19 protein-coding genes and 3 pseudogenes are annotated in these 25615 nt (G+C 33.1%); 19 read left to right on the top strand and 3 right to left on the bottom strand.

What is annotated here, in order from left to right; translation table 11 throughout:
• Positions 1–4 precede the first annotated feature (4 nt).
• The 5 genes from SPB_RS05300 to SPB_RS05280 all read left to right on the top strand — a co-directional run bounded on the left by SPB_RS05300 (position 5) and on the right by SPB_RS05280 (position 6893).
• Positions 5–1327 carry an SLC13 family permease gene (locus tag SPB_RS05300; RefSeq protein ID WP_003102778.1) on the top strand — a complete coding sequence of 441 codons (1323 nt, stop codon included), beginning with the start codon at positions 5–7 and terminating at the stop codon, positions 1325–1327.
• A 176-nt stretch (positions 1328–1503) separates the two neighbouring features.
• A complete protein-coding gene (aroD, locus tag SPB_RS05295) occupies positions 1504–2259 on the top strand; it encodes a type I 3-dehydroquinate dehydratase (RefSeq protein WP_003104738.1) in 756 nt (251 codons plus the stop codon).
• 13 nt (positions 2260–2272) lie between these two features.
• Positions 2273–5179 carry an NADH-dependent flavin oxidoreductase gene (locus SPB_RS05290; protein ID WP_003103439.1) on the top strand — a complete coding sequence of 969 codons (2907 nt, stop codon included), beginning with the start codon at positions 2273–2275 and terminating at the stop codon, positions 5177–5179.
• Positions 5180–5262: 83 nt separating this feature from the next.
• Positions 5263–6171 (top strand): AEC family transporter, encoded by a 909-nt coding sequence (locus tag SPB_RS05285; RefSeq protein WP_003102486.1) that lies wholly within the window; start codon positions 5263–5265, stop codon positions 6169–6171.
• Between the two features lie 113 nt (positions 6172–6284).
• The gene (locus tag SPB_RS05280; RefSeq protein ID WP_003105544.1) at positions 6285–6893 is read left to right on the top strand and encodes a VTT domain-containing protein; all 609 of its coding nucleotides are present in this window, start codon (positions 6285–6287) and stop codon (positions 6891–6893) included.
• Positions 6894–6917: 24 nt separating this feature from the next.
• On the opposite strand, the gene SPB_RS05275 is transcribed toward SPB_RS05280, so the two are convergent.
• Entirely contained in the window at positions 6918–8135 is a 1218-nt protein-coding gene (locus SPB_RS05275; RefSeq protein ID WP_003103077.1) for an ABC transporter permease, read from the bottom strand.
• Positions 8132–9025: an ABC transporter ATP-binding protein gene (locus tag SPB_RS05270; protein WP_003103981.1), complete on the bottom strand. Its 894-nt coding sequence runs from the start codon at positions 9023–9025 to the stop codon at positions 8132–8134. The genes SPB_RS05275 and SPB_RS05270 overlap by 4 nt, the downstream gene beginning before the upstream one ends.
• A 190-nt stretch (positions 9026–9215) precedes the next feature.
• Here SPB_RS05270 and SPB_RS05265 point away from each other — a divergent pair, with 190 nt between their 5' ends.
• From SPB_RS05265 to SPB_RS05195, 13 genes and pseudogenes are all read left to right on the top strand, one after another.
• Positions 9216–9677, top strand: a complete 462-nt coding sequence (locus SPB_RS05265) for a YbaK/EbsC family protein (RefSeq protein WP_003104800.1) — start codon at positions 9216–9218, stop codon at positions 9675–9677.
• Between the two features lie 466 nt (positions 9678–10143).
• Positions 10144–11103 (top strand): glutathione S-transferase family protein, encoded by a 960-nt coding sequence (locus SPB_RS05260; protein WP_003105816.1) that lies wholly within the window; start codon positions 10144–10146, stop codon positions 11101–11103.
• A 31-nt stretch (positions 11104–11134) separates the two neighbouring features.
• Positions 11135–13729 carry an ABC transporter ATP-binding protein/permease gene (locus SPB_RS05255; RefSeq protein WP_003105489.1) on the top strand — a complete coding sequence of 865 codons (2595 nt, stop codon included), beginning with the start codon at positions 11135–11137 and terminating at the stop codon, positions 13727–13729.
• Positions 13730–14164: 435 nt separating this feature from the next.
• Positions 14165–15648 (top strand): annotated as a pseudogene (locus SPB_RS05250) (Nramp family divalent metal transporter).
• 357 nt (positions 15649–16005) lie between these two features.
• Positions 16006–16793: pseudogene (locus SPB_RS11650) on the top strand (PhzF family phenazine biosynthesis protein).
• A gap of 1103 nt (positions 16794–17896) precedes the next feature.
• The gene (locus SPB_RS05235; RefSeq protein ID WP_003105263.1) at positions 17897–18328 is read left to right on the top strand and encodes a MepB family protein; all 432 of its coding nucleotides are present in this window, start codon (positions 17897–17899) and stop codon (positions 18326–18328) included.
• Positions 18329–18360: 32 nt separating this feature from the next.
• Positions 18361–18576 (top strand): annotated as a pseudogene (locus tag SPB_RS05230) (GrpB family protein); the annotation flags it as partial.
• Between the two features lie 325 nt (positions 18577–18901).
• On the top strand, positions 18902–19231 hold the full coding sequence (locus SPB_RS05225; protein ID WP_037621172.1) for a DUF1648 domain-containing protein: 330 nt from the start codon (positions 18902–18904) through the stop codon (positions 19229–19231).
• Between the two features lie 589 nt (positions 19232–19820).
• Positions 19821–20462 (top strand): DUF2785 domain-containing protein, encoded by a 642-nt coding sequence (locus tag SPB_RS11040; RefSeq protein ID WP_080558371.1) that lies wholly within the window; start codon positions 19821–19823, stop codon positions 20460–20462.
• A 128-nt stretch (positions 20463–20590) separates the two neighbouring features.
• Positions 20591–21073, top strand: a complete 483-nt coding sequence (locus tag SPB_RS05215; protein WP_003104272.1) for an NUDIX domain-containing protein — start codon at positions 20591–20593, stop codon at positions 21071–21073.
• Between the two features lie 31 nt (positions 21074–21104).
• On the top strand, positions 21105–21572 hold the full coding sequence (locus tag SPB_RS11035) for a GNAT family N-acetyltransferase (RefSeq protein WP_003103135.1): 468 nt from the start codon (positions 21105–21107) through the stop codon (positions 21570–21572).
• Positions 21573–22337: 765 nt separating this feature from the next.
• Positions 22338–23072, top strand: coding sequence for an SGNH/GDSL hydrolase family protein (locus SPB_RS05200; RefSeq protein WP_003104348.1), 735 nt, complete (start codon positions 22338–22340; stop codon positions 23070–23072).
• 210 nt (positions 23073–23282) lie between these two features.
• Positions 23283–23840, top strand: a complete 558-nt coding sequence (locus SPB_RS05195; protein ID WP_003104641.1) for a histidine phosphatase family protein — start codon at positions 23283–23285, stop codon at positions 23838–23840.
• Positions 23841–23884: 44 nt separating this feature from the next.
• On the opposite strand, the gene SPB_RS05190 is transcribed toward SPB_RS05195, so the two are convergent.
• Positions 23885–24481 (bottom strand): uridine kinase family protein, encoded by a 597-nt coding sequence (locus tag SPB_RS05190; RefSeq protein ID WP_003103807.1) that lies wholly within the window; start codon positions 24479–24481, stop codon positions 23885–23887.
• A gap of 435 nt (positions 24482–24916) precedes the next feature.
• Between SPB_RS05190 and SPB_RS05185 the strand changes: the two genes are divergently transcribed.
• A complete protein-coding gene (locus SPB_RS05185) occupies positions 24917–25615 on the top strand; it encodes a lantibiotic protection ABC transporter ATP-binding protein (protein WP_003102711.1) in 699 nt (232 codons plus the stop codon).

The following is a 25615-nucleotide window of genomic DNA, read 5'->3' as shown; positions in this document are numbered from 1 at the left end:
TACTATGAGTCCAGCTGTACTTGCACTATTGATGCTTGTCATCGTTGTCGCTTTTATCCTGTGGAATAAAGTTCCTTTAAACTTTATCATGTTTGTTGTACCCGTTATATTTAGTTTTTTAATGGGTTACAATGTTATGGAAACAAGCACATTTATTATTAATCAAATTAATCTCGTGATGTCTCAAACTGGATATATGCTCTTGTTTGGTTTGATCTATTTTACTATGGTAACTGAAACAGGAATGTTTGATACCATAGTAAACGCCGTCATGAAAAAAGTTGGAGATAAGCTCAATGTCATCGGAGTTATGATTTTAACCACGATTTTAGGAGCAATAGCTTACCTCACAGCCAACATGTCAACAACCTATCTAATCGTTTTTCCAATCATGATTCCGCTTTACAAGAAGTTTAAATTGGATCGTGATTTTGCCTTCATTATTTGTCAAACTGCCATAGGCGCCATGTGTTGGTTACCTTGGGGAATCGGATTAATCATGTCTGCAACAATGGCCGGAACTGATGCGGAAACGCTGGCAGTTGCAGCGATGCCCTGGGGACTTTGCTTTATTCCTGCAATAATACTTCAGTATGTCTATTTTGCCTATAAACATAAAAAAGAACATGGTACATTAGGACTATCTAAAGATACAGTTGAAGCTGAAGTCGAAAAATTAGAAGAAAAACCTAATGCCAGACCAAAACTATTCTGGTTTAACCTATTCGTATTTCTTGCTGTAATTGTTGCATTGGCATATTTCAAGATTCCATCTTATCTCGTATTTGTTGCTGCATCAATTATTACAGCCATGGTTAACTATCCAAAAGATTTTGGAGCTATTTGGAATAAAGCTGGTATTACATTTTTTAACGTTGTCTTGATGCTTCTAGCAATTTGTTTCTATCTAGCAATTTTCAACGCAGCACCAGAAGACGGAAGTAAATTATCAATGGTTGCTTCACTTGCACAGTTACTCAAAGGTATATTCCCTGTATTCTTAATGCGTTACATCCATATTATATTCCTAGCCTTCTGTGTACCAATTATATATTTTGTACCTTATCAGTTATATAATGCCTTTTATCCATTATTTATCACAATTGGAGCAACATTTGGATTATCACCAATAATGGTCATTGCCCCATTTGTATGTAATTTAGCACTTGCTACATCTGTAACACCAATGAATTCAGCTACCTATGTAGGTGCAACACTTTGTGAAATTGAGCCAACATCATTCACAAAACGCGGGGTAATCATTATGTCTGTGACAAATATCATTGTAATTATAACAGCAATTATCTTTGGTGTTCTCCATTTTTAAAATTTACAAAGAAAAAGGAAATATCAAGTTTCCTTTTTCTGTTCAATTAATAGATTTTGTCTATTAATCAGATAAAAAAGAATCATTAGTTTTCTATCTTTGCCCATGATATACTTTTAGTGAAAAGTATCACATTTTAATAGGGGTTTATTTGAATAAAAGTGAGGGTAATATTTATGAAAAAAACAGTAATGGTCGATCAAGTTGAGATTGGTCAAGGACAGCCTAAAATTATTGTGCCAATTGTGGGTACAAATAGTCAAGATATCTTAGATGCGGCAAACAATATTAGCAAAATTGATTGTGATTTTGTAGAATGGCGTATTGACCATTATAAGGAAGTAAAGGATGCTAAAGCAGTTGCTACTTTATCATATAAAGTAAAAGATATCCTCAAAAAACCTTTGTTAGTTACATTTAGATCAGAACGTGAGGGTGGTGTCTGTGCTCTTTCAGACCAAGAATATGGAAATCTTTATCTATCTTTAATTGAAGAAGGGAAATTGGATTTACTTGATGTGGAACTCTTTATGCCAGAAAATATTGTCAAAATAATTGTTAATAAGGCTCATCAAAAAGGGATTAAAGTCATTATGTGTAATCATGATTTTGATAAAACACCAGCTCAAGAAACAATAGTTGACCGTCTCAAAATGATGGAGGCTAAGGGTGCTGATATTTGTAAGATTGCCGTTATGCCACAATCTAAAGACGATGTTTTGACCTTGTTACAAGCAACTGCAATTGCTGATGATCAAGTTGCATGTCCATTAATTACGATGTCTATGGGTAGTCTAGGTATGGTTAGTCGGGTCAGTGGAGAAGTATTTGGCTCTGCAGCAACCTTTGGTTCAGCTGGGCAAGCTTCTGCCCCAGGACAGGTTCCTGTAAGCTTATTAAGAGATATTCTGACAACTTTTAAACTGAATTAGAAAAGGATAAAATATGACAAAAACTTTAATAGATAATATCAGCTTGACCTCAGGTCAAGAACTTAAAAATCGTCTTGTTATGGCTCCCATGACGACACAATCAGCTTATTTTGATGGTAGTATTACAGAAGAGTTGATTAAGTATTATGCTGAACGATCTGGAACAGCTGGTACAATTATTGTCGAAAGTGCTTTTGTGGAAGATAAAGGACGTGGTTTCTTTGGCGCACTTGGGATTGACCACGATGATAAAATTCAAGGGCTTAGCCGATTGGCGCAAGCCATAAAAAATAAAGGATCAAAAGCCTTGATCCAAATTTATCATGCTGGTCGTATGGCATGGCCTGAAATGAATGGTGGGGCAACCCCAATTTCAGCTTCTGCAGTAGCAGCACTAAGACCAAACGCACCGGTACCAACTGAAATGACGCACCAAGAAATCTTAGAAATGGTCGAAGCTTTTGCCAACGGTGTCCGTCGCGCGATTCAAGCTGGATTTGATGGTGTTGAATTGCATGGTGCAAATACATATCTTTTACAACAATTCTTTTCTCCTCATTCAAATAGAAGACAAGATGCTTGGGGTGGTAGTATAGAGAAACGTGCTAAGTTCCCATTAGAAGTCCTAAAAGCAGCTCAATCAGTTAAACAAGAAGAGAATGCGCAAAACTTTATCATTGGTTACCGTTTCTCGCCAGAAGAATTAGAAGAACCAGGGATTCATTTTGAAGATAGTATGTTCCTCTTAAATAGCTTAGCTGAAGTTGGACTTGATTATGTTCATTTTTCAATGGGGGCTTACTTAAGAAGTTCTATCATTAATACAAATGATTTAGAACCCACTATTAATAAGTATACTGCTCAACGTTCAGAAAAACTTGCACAAGTACCAGTTATGGGAGTTGGAGGTATCATGCAGAAAGCAGATGCTGAAAAAGCTTTGGAAGCTGGTTATGATTTATTAGCAGTAGCAAAAGGTTTCTTAGTTGAAACAGACTGGGCTGCAGCAATCATGGCTGACAAAGTAATTCCTACTTTTGCTGATATCCATGACCGTGAAAAGTTAATCATTCCGACACCTTTATGGAAATTTATGGATGAAACATTCTTCTTAGTTAAAGATACAGTTGCTGAAACTGAGAAAGCAGAACGTCTAAAAACATTGATGAATAAACCACTGGAGTACAAAGCTGGCACATATCGTGTGATGGCTCATGGACATAATAGTGAATTACCAATGGTTGTAACCTTCAATGACGAATCTATAACTGAAATCAAAATCGACAGTGCTGGTGAATCAGCTGGTCTTTCTGATTTAGTTTTTGAAAAAATGCCAAAACAAATCATTGATTTCCAAACTTTAAATGTTGATGCCGTTTCTGGAGCTTCATCAACCAGCCAAGGTGTCATTGATGGCGTTTCCGAAGCTGTAATGCAAGCCAGTGGTCAAGATGCCGTTGATGTATTGAAAGCTCGTCCAAAACCAACTGTTCATCGTTCAACAGAAGTAGTCGATGAGTCGGTTGATCTTGTCGTTGTAGGTGGTGGAGCAGCCGGAATTGCTGCTGCCCTTCGTGCCGATCAACTTGGTTTAAGTGTCACCTTAATTGAGAAACTCAGCTTTATTGGTGGGGCAATCTCTGTTTCTGGGGGAAACCAAGTTGTCATGGGATCGCAATTACAAATCCAAGAAGGCGTTATTGATGATAATGCGCAAATCATGTATGAAGACTTTATGGAAAATGGAAACCATAAAAATGTTCCCGAATTGCTTGAACTTTTGACTGAGAATGTTGGTCAAGCAACAGATTGGGTAAATCAATATATTGGTGTCCAATATGATAAAGGCTTACACGTCCTCGCGGAATACAGAAAAGATCGGGAATTAGCTTATGCCCATGGTGGACATGGCTTTGCTGATACAGTCCGTGAAAAAATGGCAGCATCAAATGTTAACCTACTCCTTCAAACAAAAGCTGAAAAACTTTTACATGATGGACAAGGTAATGTGACCGGATTAGTTGCTGTTGAAGAAACAGGTAAAACGCACCGTATTGCAAGTAAAGCTGTTATTCTTACCACAGGTGGTTATGGTAATAACAAAGCCCTCTTATCAGAAGACCTTAAAGATGTCTTGTTCTACGGGACAAGCTCATCAATGGGTGAAGGTCTCTTAATGGCTCAAGTTCCTGAAATTGATGCCGCAAGTCGTTTAATGGAGTTTGGTAAAATCTATCCAAATGGTGTCGAAGTTGCACCTGGCTATGCTAAATCAACAATTGGTGGTAACCTAGCAGTCCTCAAACAAAATGGCCTCTTGGTGTCAACAGATGGCAAACGTGTCGTAAATGAACGAGCAAGTAACCATGACATACTTGAGGTGTTGATGGAACAAAAAGCTAAACTGCTATACCTACTCTTAGACCAAAGACATTTTGATATCTTCCGAAAAGAAATTGCCGAAGGCGGAATTTCCGAAGCAGAAGTGACATCATGGTTAGATGCTAATGGCCAAAAAACGCCTTACCTTTTCCATGCTGACACTTTGGAAGAATTAGCAGAGCGCGCAGGCATGGACAAAGAAGCACTTGCTGAAACTGTAGAACGTTATAACAGCTTTGTTGAAACTGGTACAGATAGCGACTTTAACAGAGAAAATCGTTTCTTACAAGAAAAAGTTGGTGCTGGACCATATTACATGATCGAGCAACGTCCACGTTTTGCAACAACTATGGGTGGACTCGTGGTTAACAAAAATCTTGCAGTTGAAAATACTAAAGGGGAAACAATCAAAGGCTTATATGCAGCCGGTGAAGTTGTTGGCGGTGTTATGGGAACAGACTCGCCATCAGGAGCTAATAATGCTTGGGCATTAACTTCAGGTAAATTAGCTGCCGAAAGTTTTTCACAAAATTTATAATAAAAAACTAAATGACAGGCCAGTCTGCCTGTCATTTTTGTGGGCTCAGAATGTGATATACTATTTAGGTAAAGGAGTTGCGCGTGCTTACCATATTAATTAAAGCTAGCAGTTTTGTGCTAGTTGTCTGTTTAGGTTATTTTTTTAAGAAAAGAGGACTAATTAGCTTGCAAGAAGGGCATGCTCTGTCCAAAATTGTGATGACAGTGACATTGCCTTGCGCATTATTACTGTCCGCAAAAAGCATTACCCTGTCAGGATTTCTCTTAATCCCGCTAGGTCTAGCTTTGCTTGCTAATGGGCTGATGCTTGCATTAGGTTATATAAGAGGTCGGAAGGCTGAGCCTTTAAGCAAAACCCAAAATGTTATTCAATTGTCGGGATTCAACATTGGCAACTTTGCGTTCCCATTTGTCCAAAGTTTTTTTCCAGTTTCTTATTTGATGTATGTCATACTTTTTGATACCGGAAATGCCATTATGGTCTTTGGCGGCAATTATGCGGTGGCTAGTCTCTTTAGCCCTGGTTCTGAAAAATTAACAGTTGGTGCATTCTTGAAAAAACTCTTGCATTCAGTTCCTTTTGTCACCTATCTTATCTGCTTCGTTCTCTCCATCTTACAGTGGCATTTACCAGGTCCAATCTTAACTATTGCAAAGGTCGGAGCAGATGCTAATCCCTTTTTAGCCATGTTTGTCTTAGGGGTGATGGTTGATCTCAAATTTAACCGACAAGCCCTTCAAGAATTGGGACAACTACTTGGTCTTCGTCTTTTCGGCTCTGGGCTAATGGTTGCACTGGTCACATTGCTACCGTTGGATATGGTTGTCAAGCAGATGTTGACCATCTGCTTACTAGCTCCAATTGCTGTCGTTACCCCACTCTACGCACAAGAATTAGGAATCAAAAGTTCAGTACCAGCCACCGTGAATTCACTGACCATCTTGTCCAGTATTGTTTTAATCACGATTTTTTTACTGAGCTTCGCATAAGCTTTCTTTAAGTTTATTACAGTATCTTAGATTAAATAATAATAGGATAGCTTTTTTCTCGATTTTACGCTAAGCTTATTAATGTTACTATATTTCAAAATTAAAGGATTTTTATGTTTACCAATTTTATTAACTTGATTTTAACTCAATACGGTCTATATGCTTTTTTAATTATCTTTCTGATTATCTTTGTTGAAACTGGCTTAGTCTTCTTTCCATTCTTACCAGGGGATTCCCTCTTGTTTATGACAGGTGCTTTTATTGCAAAGAGTGCTTATAATCCAATCCTTTTTAGTTTTATTCTTGCTGTGGCTGCTATTCTTGGAGACTTTGTCAATTATAGTCTGGGTCGAAAATATGGTTTATCCTTGAGAAAAGTTCCTTTCTTTGGGAAATTTATTAAGGATAGTCATATTGCTGAGACTGAGCATTTCTTCCTTAAGTATGGGAATATTGCTATTTCTCTAGGGCGTTTTGTTCCGATTGTCAGAACCTTTATTCCCTTTATTTCCGGAATTGGAAAAATGGATACTAAGAAATTTTTCATCTTTAACTGTATTGGTGGCTTATCATGGGTAATCATTGGTATTTTAGCAGGTTTCTTCTTCGGTTCAATTCCATTTGTTAAGGCACACTTTGAATTAATTATGTTAGCTATTGTTTTTGTTTCAGTTCTGCCGATTATTTTTATGGTCATTAAACGCCAAATGAATAAAGCATAGAAAAAAAGAGGTTGCCCTCTTTTTTTATTTGTGCGCTAAGCCTTTCTTAAGACTCTTGAAGAATCCAATATCATCCGTTTGTAAGATTAGTCCTGAATAGGATTTACCAATAAAGACAATTAGGAGAAAAGCAGCAAGTGCTAAAATAGCTAATGAGAGAAAACTTTCCATCTGGCTAGCATAGCCATTGATTAAACGAACGGGCATGAAGAAGGTTGAGAGAAAAGGAATGTAAGAACCAATTTTCAAGGCTAGTAAGTCGCTACCAGCTTGTCCTAGGGCAAATGAACCCAAGAATCCAACCATTACTAAGTATATGGCGGGTTGAGCGGCTTGATTAGCTTGCTCAGCTCGAGCAACTAGTGAGCCACATAAGGCAGCTAGGACTACAAAGATGAGAAGCCCTAATACTGCAAATCCTAAAATTGTGATATCAAAATGTTTGAAAACTTGTTTTAAGAGTGGTTTAACGGATGTAACCATATCTTTTGTACCATCAAGTTTACTTAAGATTTCATAAGTTAGGTAACCACCAACAATATAGATAAGGACATGGGTTAAAATGACGTCGAAGATACCAAGAATCCGTCCATAGAAGTATTTCTCTGCAGGAACACTAGAGAAGACGACTTCCATAATTTTTGTTCCTTTTTCAGAGGCTATCTCTTGAGCAGTTTGTGCAGCATAGATGATGATAATCATATACATGATAAAAATCAAACCGTAGAAAGAAATAAATTTAGCAGCAGTTGCTGTTTCATTTTTCTTTTCTGAGACAACTTTTAATTCTGGTTTTTGGTTTATTGCTTTAATTTGATCTGGGGATAGATTTGCCGTCATCATGCTTAATTGTGTTTGTAGTTGATAGAGTGATTGATTTATCATCCCTTTTGTTTGCATTGATAGTGAATCTTTTCCTTTATAAGTACCGACGATATGATTATCTTTGTTTTCAATAAGTAAGTATCCAGTGACTTTTTCTTTGTCCAAGGCTTTCTTTGCTGCCTCTTTTGTGTTGTACTTATAGGTTACATTATCTAAATTTATTAAAGCGGTTTTATAATCTTTTGCAGGAACGACAACAGCAATCTGATTCGCTTTTTCTGCAGAATTACCTGAAATATAGCTAATTCCAGTTGAGATAGCTAAAAAGATAAAAGGGGAAATAATCATGAAGAAAAAGGTCCATGATTTAACTTGTCTGAGATAGGTTTCCTTGGTTACAATCCATAATTCTTTCATGATTTAACTCCTGATTTTAATTTAAAGATTTCATCAATAGAGGGGGCTTGTTGATCAAATGTTGATAAATAGCGTCCACCACTAATTAAATCAAATAGTTGTGGACCAGCAGATGCATCATCTAAAATGAGACGCCAATTACCTGAATTATTTTTGCTATAAGATGTTACATGTGGCAAAGTTTGCAATCTTTCTTCAGGTAAATCACCTGGTAGGAAGAGTCGCGTTTTCCCAAAAGCATCTCTTATTTCTTGAATGCTACCATTGAGGACAACTTGACCATCATTTATCATAATCAAATGATCACATAGTTCTTCAACATTTGTCATAACGTGGTCAGAGAAGATAATAGTTGCACCACGTTTTTTCTCTTCTAAGATAACTTTTTTTAGAATGGCTGTATTAACTGGATCTAGTCCAGAAAAAGGTTCATCTAAAATAATTAAATCAGGTTCATGAATTAAGGTAATAATCAATTGGATTTTTTGTTGATTCCCTTTTGATAAACTTTTTATTTTGTCGGTAGCTTTCCCTTTGACTTCTAACTTATCCAACCAAATAGGTAATTTTTCTTTGATTTCTTTACTAGTCATCCCTTTAAGGCTGGCCAAATAATGGACTTGTTGATAAACAGTTAATTTGGGCATTAAGCTTCGTTCTTCGGGCAGGTAGCCAACATTAGAATAACTGCCTCGAGTAAAGGGTTTATTGTTAAAGTGAATATCACCTTTATATGAGACGAAATTCAAAAGTGAATGAAAGAAGGTTGTTTTACCTGCTCCATTTTTGCCTACAAAACCACAGATTTTCCCAGTTTCAATGTCAAAAGACATGTCTTTAAGAATCTCTTTTTTTCCATAAGATTTGGATAAATGATTAATCTGTAACATCTGTTTACTCCTTAGGGTATTTGTAAAGTTACCTTTACAAAAATAGTATAGCACGCTTGACAAATATGTCAATAGAAAACATATAAACGGTTAAATTTTTCTCATTTAATACAGAATTTGCTTTTCTAAAGACTACCTGAAAGAACTGTAGTAAAATAGAGGTAAGATGAAACGAAATTAGGTTACCTAAGTGAAAGATTTAAAACAAGTATTTACCCAAGTTGATTTTTATTTTGAGTGGTATGACCATGAGCCCATTTTTACTTATGAAGGGGCGGAAGCAATGAAAGCTGAAAAAGGTTTTTGGGGAACAGAAACCAAGTCACTCTACTTAAAAGATAAGAAGAAAAGGCACTATGTTTATTTGACATTGCCGGAAAAACAGGTCGATTTCAAAGCTCTTAAAGAAGCCACTGGCTTAAGATTGTCGATTGAAAAAACAGATGTTATGGAGATTATGACTGGTCAAGAAGCGGGAGCTGTTGGCCCTTTGGGCTATGAAGAAGAAACACCCTTAATTTTTGACAAGGAATTACTAGGACATGAGAAGTTGGTCTTTGCGCCAGGGACACCGTGTTCAACTATAGTTGTGAAGAGCTCTGATTTGGAGAAAATTTGTCAGGTTTTAGGTATAACTTTCATTTCGGTATAAAATAATCCAGATCAAAAGCAAGATGTGGATTTAATTTTTTTTCAATAGAATTATAGAGTTTACTATCAACTTTGACAAATTGATCGGCGATTGCTTTATTGGGGTCAAGGAGGAGATAACTATCCTCACTTAAGAGCAGGGTATCATCGTTTTTAAAGGCGAAGTACTTGTACTTCTTGTTATTAATTGTATCTTGTCTTAAAGTATATGCAATGCTATTGGTTCGATAATTCAGACTGGCCTTGCCATTTTTTGAAATAGCTATTAAATGTGTCCCATTAATTTTTGAGAAATAGCAAGGCAGAATAATTAGGAATTCTGATTACAGAATTTTTTTGATAGCCAATTTATCACTTAACGGTCGTGCTGAAAGCATTCCTCCTGAGACTCATGCTGAAAATTGGTAAAATCAATCACTGCCATGTTAAAATGAAGGTAATTATTAGAATTTCGAAGGAGAAAATATATGGGGTTATTAGTCGATGGAAAATGGCAAGACAAATGGTATGATACCAAATCAACAAAAGGGAAATTTGTGCGGTCACAAGCACAGTTTCGCAATTGGGTAACCAAAGATGGTTCTGCTGGACCAACAGGAGAAGCGGGCTTTAAAGCAGAAGCCGACCGTTACCATTTGTATGTATCCTATGCTTGCCCCTGGGCTTGTCGAACGTTAATGATGCGTGCCTTAAAAGGTCTAGAAAGAGTTATAACTGTATCGGTGGTTCACCCTCTAATGCTTGAAAATGGTTGGACTTTTGACTCATCTAAATCAGATGTCAAAGATGACCTCTATGGTTTTAACTTCTTGTATGGATTATATTTAAAAGCCAATCCTGAATATAGTGGACGCGTGACGGTGCCAGTTCTATGGGATAAACAGAAAGAAACAATTGTTAGTAATGAATCAGCAGAAATTATCCGAATGCTTAATACAGCCTTCGAAGCCTTCCAAGACAATTCAACTGATTATTACCCAGATGAACTAGCCTCTGAAATTGATGATATGAATGACTTTGTCTATAACAACATAAATAATGGTGTATACAAAGCAGGCTTTGCGACAGAACAAGCTGTTTATGAAACAGAAGTAGCTAATCTTTTTAAAGCTTTAGATCAGTTAGAAGAGTTACTTGAAAGCCAAGACTACTTAATTGGAAATACGTTTACAGAAGCAGATATTCGTCTTTTTACGACACTAGTTCGTTTTGATTCGGTGTATCATGGTCATTTTAAATGTAACTACCAGCCACTTACTAGCTATAAGAATTTGTGGCACTACACAAAAACGATATACAACATGCCAAAAATTGCTGAAACAGTATATTTTGATCATATCAAAGAGCACTATTATGGCAGTCATAAAACAATCAATCCTACAGGGATTGTTCCCAAAGGACCAAAGCTTGATTGGGAACTCAACTGATTATTTTTTCATTAGATAAAGAGGAAATTCATTGTTAACTTTAAGTCACATCACTAAAATCTACCAAACTGGCAGTCTTACTCAAAAGGCGTTGGATGATATTAATCTATCCTTTCGTTCAAATGAGTTTGTCTCAATCCTTGGCCAATCTGGCTCAGGTAAAACAACCTTACTAAATATTATTGGTGGCTTAGACCAATACACAAGTGGTGACTTGCAAATTAATGGCAAGTCAACCAAGCAATTTAAAGACCGTAATTGGGATTCTTACAGAAATCACTCTGTCGGTTTTGTCTTTCAATCCTACAATTTAATTCCCCATCAAACGGCTCTTTCCAATGTTCAATTAGCCTTAACCTTATCAGGGATTTCTAAAAAGGAAAGCCGCCAAAAGGCTTTAAAGGCTCTTGAAATGGTTGGCTTAAAAGACCACGTTGATAAACGTCCTAGTCAAATGTCTGGTGGTCAAATGCAACGGATTGCTATCGCCAGAGCCTTAGTTAATGATCCAGAAATTCTATTAGCCGATGAGCCAACTGGCGCCCTTGACTCTGAAACTTCAGTGCAGATTATGGAATTGCTTAAGGACATTGCTCAGGATAGATTGGTTATTATGGTGACCCATAATCCTGACTTAGCTGAAAAATACTCGACTCGTATCGTCAAGGTCAAAGATGGCCATATCCTATCTGATTCAAATCCCTATGATGCTAGTCTTGACCAGCAGGGCGATTCGGCTAAAGCTCCTAAAACGAAGATGTCTTTCTTGACGGCATTATCCTTGTCCTTGAACAATTTAATGACCAAGAAAGGAAGAACAATTTTGACGGCCTTTGCGGGCTCAATTGGGATAATTGGGATTGCCTTGATTTTGTCGCTCTCCAATGGGGTCCAGGATTATATAGGTAAAATGCAAGAGGATATCCTGACTTCTTATCCTTTGGAGATTACTCAGACTTCATCAAACTTGTCGGCGCTACTGGATAAACAAACTAATAAGAAAAATAAGGATTTGTCCAAAGTTTATGAGGACAATCAGTTGTCTGAGATGCTCAAATCGGACGTCCAAAACAACGATTTGACTTCTTTTAAATCCTATATTGAAAAGCATCCGTCTCATTATAAGAAGAACACTAATGCTATTCAGTATGCTTACCCAATCACCCTTCAGCTCTACAAAACGGACACAACTGATGGCGCGCAAGCCGTTAGCCCAAGTCCTTTAGATGTTTTATTTGATCAGAGCCAAAGTCCAATGGCCAAGCAGTCGCCGATGGCCCAATCTTCCCTCTTTTCGACAAATGTCTGGAAAGAGATGATTGACAACCGAAATCTGCTCAAATCTCAGTATCAGGTCCTAAAAGGGCATCTGCCTAAGAGTGCTAACGAAGTGGTTATTATGGTCGACCAGGACAACCAACTTAATGATTTTGCCCTTTATGCTTTAGGGCTAAAGAGCCAAGCAGAATTAGACAAATTGGTCAACAAAGAAAAAGAGAGTAAAGCAAAATCAGGTGACACCAAAGCATCTGCTAAGAAATCAACTAAAACTTCAAAGACATATAGTTTCAATGATTTAATGGCACTGGAATTTAAGGCAGTCTTACCTAGTGCATTTTATCAGAAGAAAGACGACCAGTGGGTGGATATCAAAGATAATGCCACTGCCATGAAAGACTTGATTACCAAAGCACAAACAATCAAAGTTGTCGGCATTATTAAGCCGAAAGCGGATGCTAAAGGTATAGCCAATCAATCTGGGATTGGCTATACAAAGGACTTAACGGCTGAGATTATAGATGACAATAATCAGAGTCAGATAATTCAGGAACAGGTGGCCCAAAAAGGCACTAATGTCTTTACTAAGAAAGCTTTCATCACCGATCCGAAAAAGCAAGTTTTCTCAGCGGAGCAATTGTCCGACGAAGAAAAATTGCAATTGTCACAAATGTCACCAGAAGAATTGACGGATTACATGAATCGAATGAGTGAAAATGCAAGTGCAACTTACAAGGATAATCTGAGTAAGTTAGGCTATGTCGAGTTGGATAAACCTAGTACCATTAAGTTCTATCCCAAGTCATTTAAGACCAAGGATGATTTGAAGGACTTGATTCAATCCTACAATAGTAAGGTGAAAAAGGACAAGGATTATGACAAGGTCTTGAACTATACGGATTCTGTTGGTTTAATCATGTCTAGTGTTACCTCAATTGTAACCATGATTACATATGTCTTAATAGCCTTTGTAGCCATTTCCTTGGTTGTATCATCAATTATGATTGGGATTATTACCTATATCTCAGTCTTGGAACGAACCAAAGAAATTGGGATACTCCGCGCAATGGGTGCCTCAAAACGTGATGTTTCTCATGTCTTCAACGCTGAGACAGTGATAGAAGGGATCTTTGCCGGAGTCCTAGGAATAGCTCTGACACTGCTTCTCAATATTCCAATCAACATGATTGTTAAACACCTCACCGGTGTTTCGAAAATCACAGCACTGCCATGGCAAGCAGCTATCATCCTCATCCTCATCTCCACCATCTTAACCCTCATAGCCGGCATCTTCCCATCGCGGATGGCCGCCAAAAAAGACCCCGTCGAAGCACTACGGACGGAGTAGAAGGAACTTAAACAGCCCCCTCAGAGATGAGGGGGCTGTTTTTATCTGATGTCACCACTGAGGATAACAATATAATTATTTTTATGATTCATTTTTAAAAATTAGATTTTTAAGAACAAATTTAAGAAGAAAAATATTTTTTGTAGAATGGTCAACATATTTTTGATTATTGTATAAAAAATTATTATAGAAACTTAAAAAAAAATAAACTTCGAAACATTAACTCTAATCATTCTGTTATTCATTTATAATTAATAATATTTAAAAAGCTTGATATAAATTAGAAAAAGGAGTAATATTAAACATACTTTATATTAAGTACGCTTAATATAAAAAATAAGAGAGGTTATTTCATGAAAAAAACATAGTTTTATAGAGTATGCGAATGGTCCTTCTCTAGAAGAGATAAACGGAACAATAGTTGTTCCTAATAATATGAGCTTTTTAAGAACTTTATTTGCTTATTCTGGTCCAGGTGCTTTAGTAGCAGTGGGATATATGGATCCTGGAAATTGGTCAACTTCTATCACAGGTGGTCAAAATTTCCATTATTTATTGATGTCTATTATCTTGATGTCTAGTTTAATAGCAATGTTACTGCAATATATGTCTGCAAAGCTAGGGTAGTAACTCAGATGGATTTAGCACAGGCTATTCGTGCAAGGACAAGTAAACCACTTGGAATTATTTTATGGATTCTAACTGAACTTGCTATCATAGCAACTGATATAGCAGAAGTTATTGGAGGAGCTATAGCTCTCTATCTCTTATTTCACATTCCTTTGAGCATAGCAGTTTTAATTACTGTTTTCGATGTTTTATTATTATTACTATTAACTAAAATAGGTTTTCGAAAAATTGAAGCGATAGTAGTAATATTGATTTTAGTGATATTTTTTGTATTTGCATACCAAGTATTGTTATCTGATCCTGTCTGGGGGGATGTTTTAAAAGGATTAGTTCCTAATGCAAAAGCTTTTGATACTTCTCGTTTGGTAAATGGTCAAACTCCTCTATCAGGTACTTTAGGAATTATTGGTGCAACTGTTATGCCACATAATCTTTATTTGCACTCATCTGTAGTTCAAAGTAGAAAGGTGAATCATGAAGATATGAATGATGTTGCTAGGGCTATACGTTTTTCAACTTTAGACTCCAATATTCAATTGTTTATGGCCTTTATTATAAATTCCTTATTACTAATCATGGGGGTTGCAGTTTTTAAATCAGGTAGTGTTAATGATCCATCATTTTTTGGCTTATTTGAGGCTCTATCTAATCCTTTAGTGATGAGTAATTCTGTTTTAGCGCATATCGCTAGTTCAAGTATACTATCGGTATTATTTGCCATAGCATTGCTAGCATCTGGTCAAAATTCGACAATAACAGGAACTTTAACAGGACAGATTATCATGGAAGGTTTTATACATATGAAAATTCCTATTTGGTTACGTCGAATAGTGACTCGCCTCATATCGGTTATCCCAGTAATTATATGTGTTATTTTGGCAAGCGGAAAATCAACGGTAGAAGAACACATTGCAATTAATAATTTGTTGAATAATTCTCAAGTATTTCTGGCTTTTGCATTACCATTTTCAATGTTACCATTATTAATTTTCACTAATAACAAAGTAGAAATGATGACTGTTTTTAAAAATAGTTGGTTGATAAAGCTAATAGGTTGGATTTCTGTAACTGGATTAATTTATTTAAATATAAAAGGACTACCTAGTCAAATTGAGGCATTCTACGGAGACAATCCAACTAAGCATCAACTTCAGACTGCTGATCATATAGCCTACTTTATTATTGTCTTAATACTGCTAATATTATTTTGGACAATAGTAGAACTTTATAAAGGTAATAAAAAAATTATTCAAGGCTCACGAACAATAACAACTAATAAAGTGATCTAATAGACTTTATTAGTTGTTGATATTTCACTTACTAATTTAGATATCAATTTTAAACTATTATTACAGAAATTTCTTTGTATGTCTGTTATATTAGAACTAGTCTAAAATTTTTTTCTGATTCTGATCAAGATTTTCAGAGTTGGTTAAACTAGAATTTTAATTCTTATCAAACTTATGGGTTTGGTTTATGGAAAATTATTGATAAAAAAACTTCAGAAATAGTTGGTGAATGTGGAATAATATGCAGATTGTAAATGAATATTGCAATAAAATCTGGGTCTATCATTAAACAGAGATTTTTAAAAAAATAATTGTGTACCTCATTATATGTTTTATTTAAAAAGATAGGAAATCGAAATGTTACCTTATTATGTTGTAAATGCTTTTACTGATGTCTCATTTTCTGGCAACCCAGCTGGAGTCGTTGTTTTGGAAAATGAACTTGAAGAAAAGTTAATGCAGAAAATCGCTAAAGAGAATAATCTCTCTGAAACTGCCTTTATAGTAAGAGAAAAAAATTATTATAATATAAGATGGTTTACACCTCAAAAAGAAGTATACCTTTGTGGACATGCAACTCTTGCAAGTGCTTTTGTTATCTCACATTTTCTAGAGAGTAATCTAAAGCATATTACTTTTTCTTCAAAATCAGGCTTATTTGAAGTTGTTGTCAATGAGAATGAAATGACTATATATTTTTCAACTGTTAAAATTGATAACGTAAAGATTACTTCAGAAATGAATTGTTTGATATTAAAGTTTTAGAAGCGTATAAAACTAATGATAAAGAGCATCTAATCTTGGTAATGGAAAATCAAGAAGCTGTAGAAAATCTATGTATTGACTTAGAAAGGATTAGTAAACTTGCTTCTCATGGTGTAACAGCTACCGCACTAAGTGATGAAAGTGATAATGATTACGTATTACGTTATTTTGCACCTAATTATGGAATAAGCGAAGATCCAGTTACAGGATCTGCCCAAACACGTCTAGCACCATTGTGGATTAAGAAACTAGGTAAGAAACAACTAGTGTCCAAACAATTATCCGAAAGAGAAGGTATAATGATTGTTGAATTAGACGGGGAGAAGGTTAAAATTACAGGCCAAGCTAAGTTATATTTAGAAGGACAATTAACTATTTAGTATAAAACTAATTAACAATGTTATGTATTTTTAATGCTTTATAACTACTTTAGTGGGTTATTTCATTGAAGAGGCTATAGAGCTTTTTATTATATTATTAATATAAATTTTTACTCAAAGTTAGTTTTTGAAAATGACTTTACTAGAACAAATATAGAATAAATGCAAAAAAACCTTGTCATACCAAGGTTTTTTTATATTAAATTTGCCACCACCGAGAATATGAAGAAAAATAAAAGTAAATAAATTAATAAGAGTTTTACTATTATTAGGGAGTTTATCATTGTTTTTAGTTTAATTAATATTAAACAAAATTATTAAAAGTAGACCAAAAGTAGACCAAATTCAAGTTTATGATAAATGTACTTTTTATAAAATTTTAAAAAATTTGTATTAAATATATTATTATTTTATTTTTATTGTAATATTACAGATAAACAAAAATAGTAATTTTTATTAAAAAGTAAAATTGTTGTATTTGTTGAGTTTTATTATAAGAACATTAACTTGTAGAGTTGATTTTGTAGTATACTATAAGTAAATTGGTTAGTAATTTATTTATAGGATATTATAGCTGTTATATCTGCTGCAACGGATTCAAGTAATTATAAAGATTTAATAGGAGCAGTTTCATCTGCTCAACCACATCAAAGTTCAACTCAATTAAAATCAGCTGATAAATTTTTAAAAGAAGTACAGTCACATGACAAATGGACTGTGACTCAGCTTTCAGGTTACTCTCAATCTGCATATATGTTAAAATTAGGTGCTCAATATCATATACCGACTACAGTATTTAATGGATGGCTTAGGTATAGCACTTTAAATGAAGATGAAAAAAAATTCATGGCTAAGCATCCTGAATATTTTGCTAATTTTTGACATAAAGAGTGTAACGTAACTTGGTGGAACGATTTTAATAAACTAGATGATGAAGTTATTGAGGGATTATTCCATACATTATTCTTTAGCTATTTCAGGATTAACTAGAAGTATTAGTTTTACTTAGGAATTTGATAAATTAAGTATCTACGTTGAAAAAAGAGATTTAGAAAAGAATTATGGTGCGATCGAACAATTAAAAAAATAGTGGGAAGAATGAATTGAAATCAATTAAACAATTAAAAGATATTTATATAGATTTTGATATTGTCAAAGATAAATGGAATACAGATTATGAAGGTTTCGTTCTACTTTCAAAAGACAAACAAGCGTATAAAAGATGTCGATTGGCTAAAAAAACGCCAAAAAAAGATGGTTACTTTACTGCATTTTGGCAAAAAAATAATAAGGGAAAGAATATCCCTTTTTCTGAGGATGACCTGGGTGAGGAATTAATTATTATCGTCGAAGACAAACATAATCAAGGTATGTTTGTTATTCCAAAACTTGATGCTATAAAACGGAATATAATTTCAACAGATGATAGCAAGGGGAAGATGGCTATGCGTTTCTATCCGCCTTGGTGTACCAATCTGAATAAAACAGCTCAGTCAACACAAAAGTGGCAGTTAAACTATTTTAAATACTTCTAAGTTAAAGAGATTAATGATAGGAGAGTATGAAAATGATAAAGCGAGAAATGAAATTAGAACCATATAACAATAAATGGCTAGAGCATTATCAAGAAATTAAAGAAGAACTTATAAGAATCTATAACGGAATTGAATTAGAATGTCATCATTTTGGTTCAACATCAATTCTAGGTATGCCATCGAAACCAATTATTGATGTACTCGTCTTTGTTAACGATATTAACATGGTAGATACATATAATCAGACTAGAGTTTAACAATAAATTATCCTCAACTGAGGGTTTATTAAAATGGTTTGATTTGAGTGAATTACCTTTTCAAAATCTGCCTCTAACAGCTAAAGAAGTTTTACATTACTATGTTACTCATACAAGTAATAATAAGTTTCCTCACAGTTGTATGTACTGTGCCTTTTTATATAATAATGATAGACTTAGAGAAGTAATCAGTCAAAATTATTTAGATTTGGTACAGGAAACAGACACAGAATTTGGTAAAAAAATTAAATGGTTCAAATCAAAATCAGATAATGGGTTTTTACAATCAAACTAATATTAGTAAAGTGGAACTGGAATGAAAAAATTAAGATTATATGTTTTCTTATTGTATATGTTAATCTTGGTAATAACGATTGCAATATACATCATTGCACCAGACATAATCGTTCTTCACTTTAATAGTGGAAAGCCAGATTATTACGGGGAAAAAATCTCTCTTTTTATATTTTTTTTGATCACCTTATTAGTTGGAGAACTAGGTATTATATATTTTAAAATCAATAGAAAAAAGAATAATATGATAAATTTTCCTGAACTAATTCTAAATGAAGGAAAATTTATTCAAATACTTTTTATAATAGTTTTAGTTTTTATTTCAGCAATGATTCATCAGTTGTTTCCATGAAGCGAAAATCTTCATATCATACCATACACTTCAAAAAAATAAATTTTTCGGGGACAAATGGTGGGACAAATCCTCTTTTGGTACAGTTTAATGTCCCCCTACAGCCAAAAAACAGGTTGAAATGAGTAACAGAAAAACATATAAATCAAGAGTTTGCCATTTATTATATTATCTATTAAAAGTAAATGGAGACCAAAAGGTGACCGTTTTTATTTACTTATTTTACTTGTATGTAAACTTACTTGTATTACTGATGAATATTCTATTATGGCAAATAATTAATAGACAATTGAAGTAAGTGTAAATTTGATAAAAACAATAAAATAGATAATTTTTGGTATAATAACAGATAAAGTTTAGTCTCAAGGATAAAAAAGTAAAAATAGGTATTATTAAAGTAATAAAATTTTAAAATCATTTAAGGAGAGTAATGGAAGCGAGAGATGTCATTAAAAGTGTAGAAAATATTTATCCCATTAGTGAACCCGTTTTAGAATTTTTATTAAATCATATTGGAAATCCAGACCCGAAAATTAGAGATGAGGTAGTTTACGGGGCTTGGTATAAATTAATAAAAGAACATAAATTAATGCAAAGTCAAAAATTAAATATTCTTCAGAGAGTTTTAAGGGATAGATTTCTTTTGCATGGCTTAGGAACACCTAATAACAACACTGTATTAAAAAGATCTTTTACGGCTTTATTATTAACTCTTTTACTAGAGGATTCAAATAATTCGAATTGGATTTCGATAGAAAATCAGATAGAAATTATGGATCAAGTACTTTTCTGGCTTACAGTTGAATCTGACTTTAGAGGCCTTGATGAAAATCTTGGATGGGTACATGCTTTTGCCCATGGGGCTGACTTGTTAACAGAAATTGTCAAAATGGAATATTTTTCGAAAAATGAAAGTCGAAAAATTTTAGATATTATCAAAAGAATTATGATAATTGATGACATGTTATTATGGGGTGAAGAAGACAGAATTAGTATAGTGATTGTACAATTATTCAAAACAAATAATATAAAAGAAGATATTTTAAATGATTGGATTCTAGAAGTCGGAAAATCTATAGATTCATGGGAATCTAGTAAGAAATGGTCAACGTTTTTACAATCATTATACTTCAAAATAAAATTTGAAGATTTATTAAGTAATAATATAAAACATATTATTGAAAGCTTTTTATTCCAACAATATCAAGATAAAGACGGACTCTTATCATAACTTTATTTGTAAAGAAGTGGAAGTAGTTGGTCAAAAGAACTAAGTAACCTGATAGAGGGAAAATAGAAGTGTTTGTTTAGTGAAACTGAACTATTAAAAATAGAAAGAATAGGCTTTGAAAGTTAATTATGGCAAATGAATTAAGAAGCATGGCTTCAATTTATCTTAGAAGAGGAAACGAAATATTACTACTCTTTAGACAAGGAAGTAGAGTTGTTAATGACTTATGGATTAGTTCTGCAGGTGGACACTTTGAACCATTTGAGTTAGATCGACCAAAGAAATGTGCCCTAAGAGAATTAGAAGAAGAGCTCAATATTACGTTAGAAGATATAAGTGATTTAAAGTTAAAATATATTACACTTAGAAATGTTAATAATGAAATTAGACAAAATTACTATTATTTTGCAGAATTAAGACCTGAGTTCAATAATAAATTATCCTCAAATGAGGGTCTATTAAAATGGTTTGATTTAAGTGAATTACCTTTTCGGGATATGCCTTTAACAGCTAAGGAAGTTTTACATCACTATGTTACTCATACAAATGATAATAATTTATATGGTGGGATGGTAATTAATAAAATGACAGACTTTGTTCGACTTTATTAGAAAGTATTATGGTAAATAGATTGGAGTTAAAATGAATAATGTTATTAAAACCAAAAGATTGAGAATTAGATTATCCTCTGATATAGAAATGGAAGAACTCATTGCTAATGAAAAGGATCAGGGAATGAAACAGGCATACACGGAAATGCTCAATGCTAGTATCAGTAATCCTTTGACAAGAAAATGGTATGCTACTTGGATTATTGAACTTTCCGATAATGACAACCAAAGAATTGGTGATTTATGTTTTAAAGGACTAGATATGGGTGCTGTTGAAATAGGTTATGGTTTAAATAATTTATACTGGGGACAAGGATATGCGACTGAAGCAGTGAGAGCAATGATAGAATGGGTAAAGAGTCAAGATGAAGTAAATAAGATTGAAGCTGAGTCGGAAACTGATAATATAGCTTCAATTAGAGTGTTAGAAAAATCAGGCTTTGAATTAAATGGGGTTCAAGGTGAAGAGGGACCAAGATTTGAATATAAAGGTTTATAAACAGACATTAATATATATGTTAAGTAAATTTTAATTCTAAGGTAGTATTGAAATTTAAAAATATTTAGGGGACAAATATTATTAACCACTAAATATGGTAAGACAAAATTAACTTATTCTAAATTAGAGGCAACATTTTTCATTTTTCTATCTACATTTTTCATTTTTCATGGTATTATTTTTCTAACATTTTTTTATTACTGTAGTTTAAGTGGTTGGGATACAAGTATACAGATGAATTTTTATTGGCATCTCTTTGACTTTCCATTACCTATGAATTTTCTACAACTTTATTTTACTGTACTAATTTATCAATTTTTGGGTTTATTAGTTATAACATCAATGACTTCTTTGATATCTTATTACACTAAAAGTTCTTTCACCACATTATCTTTGTCATTGGGGCTATTCTTTTTACCACAATTAATGTTACAGGTATTTAAAGAAGGTATTATTAATAAATTATTGACTTTTTGTCCAATTGCTAACAATGATATTGAGTTAACATTGCTTAAACTATCAAATTCGGAAGGGTTTATTTTTTCAAATTTCTATCTCAATTATGGTGCAATAATAATTGTTATGATAATGATGGTAATAATATTCAATTTTATTATCATAAAAAAACAAAACGTAAAAACAACATATTAAGGTTGAATTAAGATGAAAATATCTATGAATATGTTTTATAATTGATATATTATATATTTTAATCTAAAAGTCAAATAAGAAAAAAGCAAATTAGGATTTATAGAGGTGAGGACTTTGAAAATTCTGTGTATTGGAGATAGTTTAACATACGGAAATGTTGGTTACTCATACATTCCGTTTTTAAATAAAAATCTATTAATAAGCAATAAAGGTAAAAACGGAGACACCTTATATGGAGTAAGTAATCGTTTGAAAAAAATATTGGTTAGTAATAATTTCGATATTATTATTTTGGGTATTGGAACAAACGATATATTACTTCCCTATCTTAAAGAAGTTGATTTTTATTGGAAAATTCAAATGACTTCTCGTTGTAAGATAAAAAAGTGTATAGAGGATGATTTAGATTTTTCAAGAAAATTTGAGACTCTGGTAGAAATGATAAAATCAAATGGTAATAAAGTGATAATATGGGGAATTCCATTTATGAATTTAACGGAATTTCCAAATGATATTGTAATTAAAAGGAATCAAGAAATTAAGCTTATTTGTGAAAATTATGGTTGCGATTTTATTGATATAAATATAATACAAAAAGATGTATTACCACAAGAAAGAAAAGTTTATAGTTGGAGATGGAGTTTTTTAACAAGGATTTCAGATGCTATCTCAATGACTTTATTTCCGAAAAGTAAAGACTGGTTTGCAAAGAAAAGAGAGTTAGTTCAAACTGTTGATGGTGTCCACTTTAGTTCAAAAACTGCAAGTATATTGTCAAAAGAGATTGATAGGAAGCTTGAAAAAATTGTTCTAAACAGACATAAAAATTCTATTTTATGGGATAAATAATCCATCTAAAAATGTACGGATATTACCCAAATAGAATTGGAATTTGTGGAGGGTAATTCAAGAGCTAGAGCTTTATATGAAAAATTTGGATTTAAAATAACTGGTATAAAACCAAATGCAATTAGATTGGAAAATGGTGATTTTCTAGATGAATACTCAAGGATAAAATTGCTCTAGATTAATTTATTGATGAAAATACTATGGAGAAATATGACAACAACTATTTATTTTATACGACATGCTGAGCCTAATTACAATAATCACGATGATATTTTAAGAGAGTTAACTGAAAAAGGGATAGATTCAAGCCAAAAATTTGTTTATCAATTTTCATCAGTTGCAATTGATAAATTTTACTCAAGTCCATATAAACGATCAATAGATACTATTAGACCCCTAGCAGATAGTAAAAATAAGCAAATAATTATAATTGAAGAATTAAGAGAGCGTAAACTTTCTGATGGATGGATTGATAATTTTAATGAAGTGGCTAGAAAGCAGTGGGAAGATTTTAGCTATAAGTTAGAAAATGGCGAAAGTTTAAGAGAAGTTCAACAAAGAAATATCAAAGCCTTAAATGCTATCTTGGAGAATACTTCAAGTGATGAGACAATTGTTATTGGAACACATGGAACAGCTTTATCAACAATAATTAATTATTATCAACAAGATTTTAAATTTGAGATGTTCAATAATTTCAAACATGAGTTTCCATGGATTGTAAAAGCTGAATTTAAAGGAAACGAGCTGATTAAGATTACTTATTAACTGTCAGAAAGAAATAATAGCCAAAAATAAAATGGCTATTTTGATTATGTTTTGATTAAGATATCGGCATCTTTTTCAAATGGTTGGTAGAAATAGTTATACTGTTCTCTTCGAGATTCATGTGTCTTTCTAATTAATTCTAAATTTTGACCTCTTTCTTTGGTGTCTCTAATAGTTCTTCTTTCAAGTTCGGTTTCAGAGCTTGTTTTTAAACAAATAGATAGGTCAAAAATTTCTTTGGGTAAGAATGCCGAAGACATACCTTCAACAATCAAAATAGGTTTCTCAGCATTTAAAATCACACTTTTACACCAAGGTTCTTCAATAGTTAAAATGTCAAGTCCTTGTTGCAAGGCAAGTATATCTCTTTTTAACGAATTTAGTTCATGTGAAACTGGCATACTGGCAGTTACTTTCTGATTTGGATTTATCTTCGATTGGACTAAATCACGATAGTTTCCGGATATAATATAAGGATCGGTTTCTAGTAAGTTTACTTTTTCAGGATTCACTTGTTCAACTAACATTTTTGTAAAAGTTGATTTACCAGAAGCACCATGACCGAAAACTCTTATCGTAATTTTGTCTTCATTTTCAACAAGCTTTTTTATAGCTGTAATATATTTACCAAATATTTCCATAGGACTCCCTTACCTTACGTTATTTATATGATATCATAAAGAAATTATTTGGGGACAAATCCTCTTCTGATAAGCAAAAAATCCTTTTCTCAAAGGCTTTTTCTTATGTATTTAGATGCCCCCTACAGGTAACTAAAGCTCTTTAAAGTTGATTTATAAATAAAAATATCTAGTAATATCAAGGGATTTATCGATTTTTATTTTTAAGAATTAACTTAGATGGTTAAATTTTCTAGAACAAATCTAGAACGAAATTCAGTTGTGGAAAAAATAAAATAATGGAATAAATAAATATATTTGGAGATATGAAAACTCAATTAAACTTTCAGGAATAATTTTTTAGGTTTTAAAAAAGAGTTTTAGGGATAACTTATTAGTTATAATTTAGTTATTTTTTTTATTTATACTATACCTACTAAAATAGGAGGCTTTATTATGAGTAACATTATTGAGACGAAAAACTTAACAAAGATATATCGAAAACAGACTGTTTTAGATAAAGTATCTATAAATGTTGAAAAAGGTACTGTTTACGGTTTACTCGGACCGAACGGAGCAGGAAAGTCAACTTTATTAAAATTAATTACTAAAGTTATTCAACCTAACTCAGGAGAAATATTATTTGATGGAAATAAATTAAGTGATAAGGATTTAAGGAAAACGGGAGCAATTATTGAAAATCCTGCTATCTATCCAAATTTAACGGCCACTGAAAATTTGGAAGTATTAACCACATTATTGAGTATTGATAAGTCAAAAATCAATGAAGTATTACGTATCGTTTCTCTTCAAGATACGGGAAATAAAAAAGCAAAGGAGTTCTCTCTAGGGATGAAACAAAGGCTTGGAATAGCGATGGCTTTAATTAATAGTCCTCAACTTCTGATTCTTGATGAACCTACGAATGGGCTGGATCCAATAGGAATACAAGAGTTAAGAGAATTAATCAGAAAATTTGCGGATCAAGGAATAACAATCATTTTATCAAGTCATATTTTAAGTGAGGTTCAACAAGTTGCTGATAAAGTTGGAATAATCAATAAAGGACGACTTTGCTATGAAGGTCCAAATAATATGAAAGAGTCTCATTTGGAGGATTTATTTATGGAAATAATAAAGAGAGAAGGAGTATAA

This window comes from Streptococcus parauberis NCFD 2020 (genome assembly GCF_000187935.1).
Lineage (GTDB): Bacteria > Bacillota > Bacilli > Lactobacillales > Streptococcaceae > Streptococcus > Streptococcus parauberis.
The sequence above is the reverse complement of the archived record's forward strand: the minus strand, read 5'-3'. Positions and strand labels throughout refer to the sequence as shown.

Excerpts from the sequence above, each read along its gene's own strand:
- SPB_RS05260 (WP_003105816.1), top strand. The coding sequence starts at position 10,144 with ATGGGGTTATTAGTCGATGGAAAATGGCAAGACAAATGGTATGATACC.
- SPB_RS05225 (WP_037621172.1), top strand. The coding sequence starts at position 18,902 with ATGAAAAAATTAAGATTATATGTTTTCTTATTGTATATGTTAATCTTG.
- aroD (WP_003104738.1), top strand. The coding sequence starts at position 1,504 with ATGAAAAAAACAGTAATGGTCGATCAAGTTGAGATTGGTCAAGGACAG.
- SPB_RS11040 (WP_080558371.1), top strand. The coding sequence starts at position 19,821 with ATGCAAAGTCAAAAATTAAATATTCTTCAGAGAGTTTTAAGGGATAGA.
- SPB_RS05270 (WP_003103981.1), bottom strand. The coding sequence starts at position 9,025 with ATGTTACAGATTAATCATTTATCCAAATCTTATGGAAAAAAAGAGATT.
- SPB_RS05280 (WP_003105544.1), top strand. The coding sequence starts at position 6,285 with ATGTTTACCAATTTTATTAACTTGATTTTAACTCAATACGGTCTATAT.
- SPB_RS05290 (WP_003103439.1), top strand. The coding sequence starts at position 2,273 with ATGACAAAAACTTTAATAGATAATATCAGCTTGACCTCAGGTCAAGAA.
- SPB_RS11035 (WP_003103135.1), top strand. The coding sequence starts at position 21,105 with ATGAATAATGTTATTAAAACCAAAAGATTGAGAATTAGATTATCCTCT.
- SPB_RS05215 (WP_003104272.1), top strand. The coding sequence starts at position 20,591 with ATGGCAAATGAATTAAGAAGCATGGCTTCAATTTATCTTAGAAGAGGA.
- SPB_RS05185 (WP_003102711.1), top strand. The coding sequence starts at position 24,917 with ATGAGTAACATTATTGAGACGAAAAACTTAACAAAGATATATCGAAAA.
- SPB_RS05190 (WP_003103807.1), bottom strand. The coding sequence starts at position 24,481 with ATGGAAATATTTGGTAAATATATTACAGCTATAAAAAAGCTTGTTGAA.
- SPB_RS05300 (WP_003102778.1), top strand. The coding sequence starts at position 5 with ATGAGTCCAGCTGTACTTGCACTATTGATGCTTGTCATCGTTGTCGCT.
- SPB_RS05195 (WP_003104641.1), top strand. The coding sequence starts at position 23,283 with ATGACAACAACTATTTATTTTATACGACATGCTGAGCCTAATTACAAT.
- SPB_RS05275 (WP_003103077.1), bottom strand. The coding sequence starts at position 8,135 with ATGAAAGAATTATGGATTGTAACCAAGGAAACCTATCTCAGACAAGTT.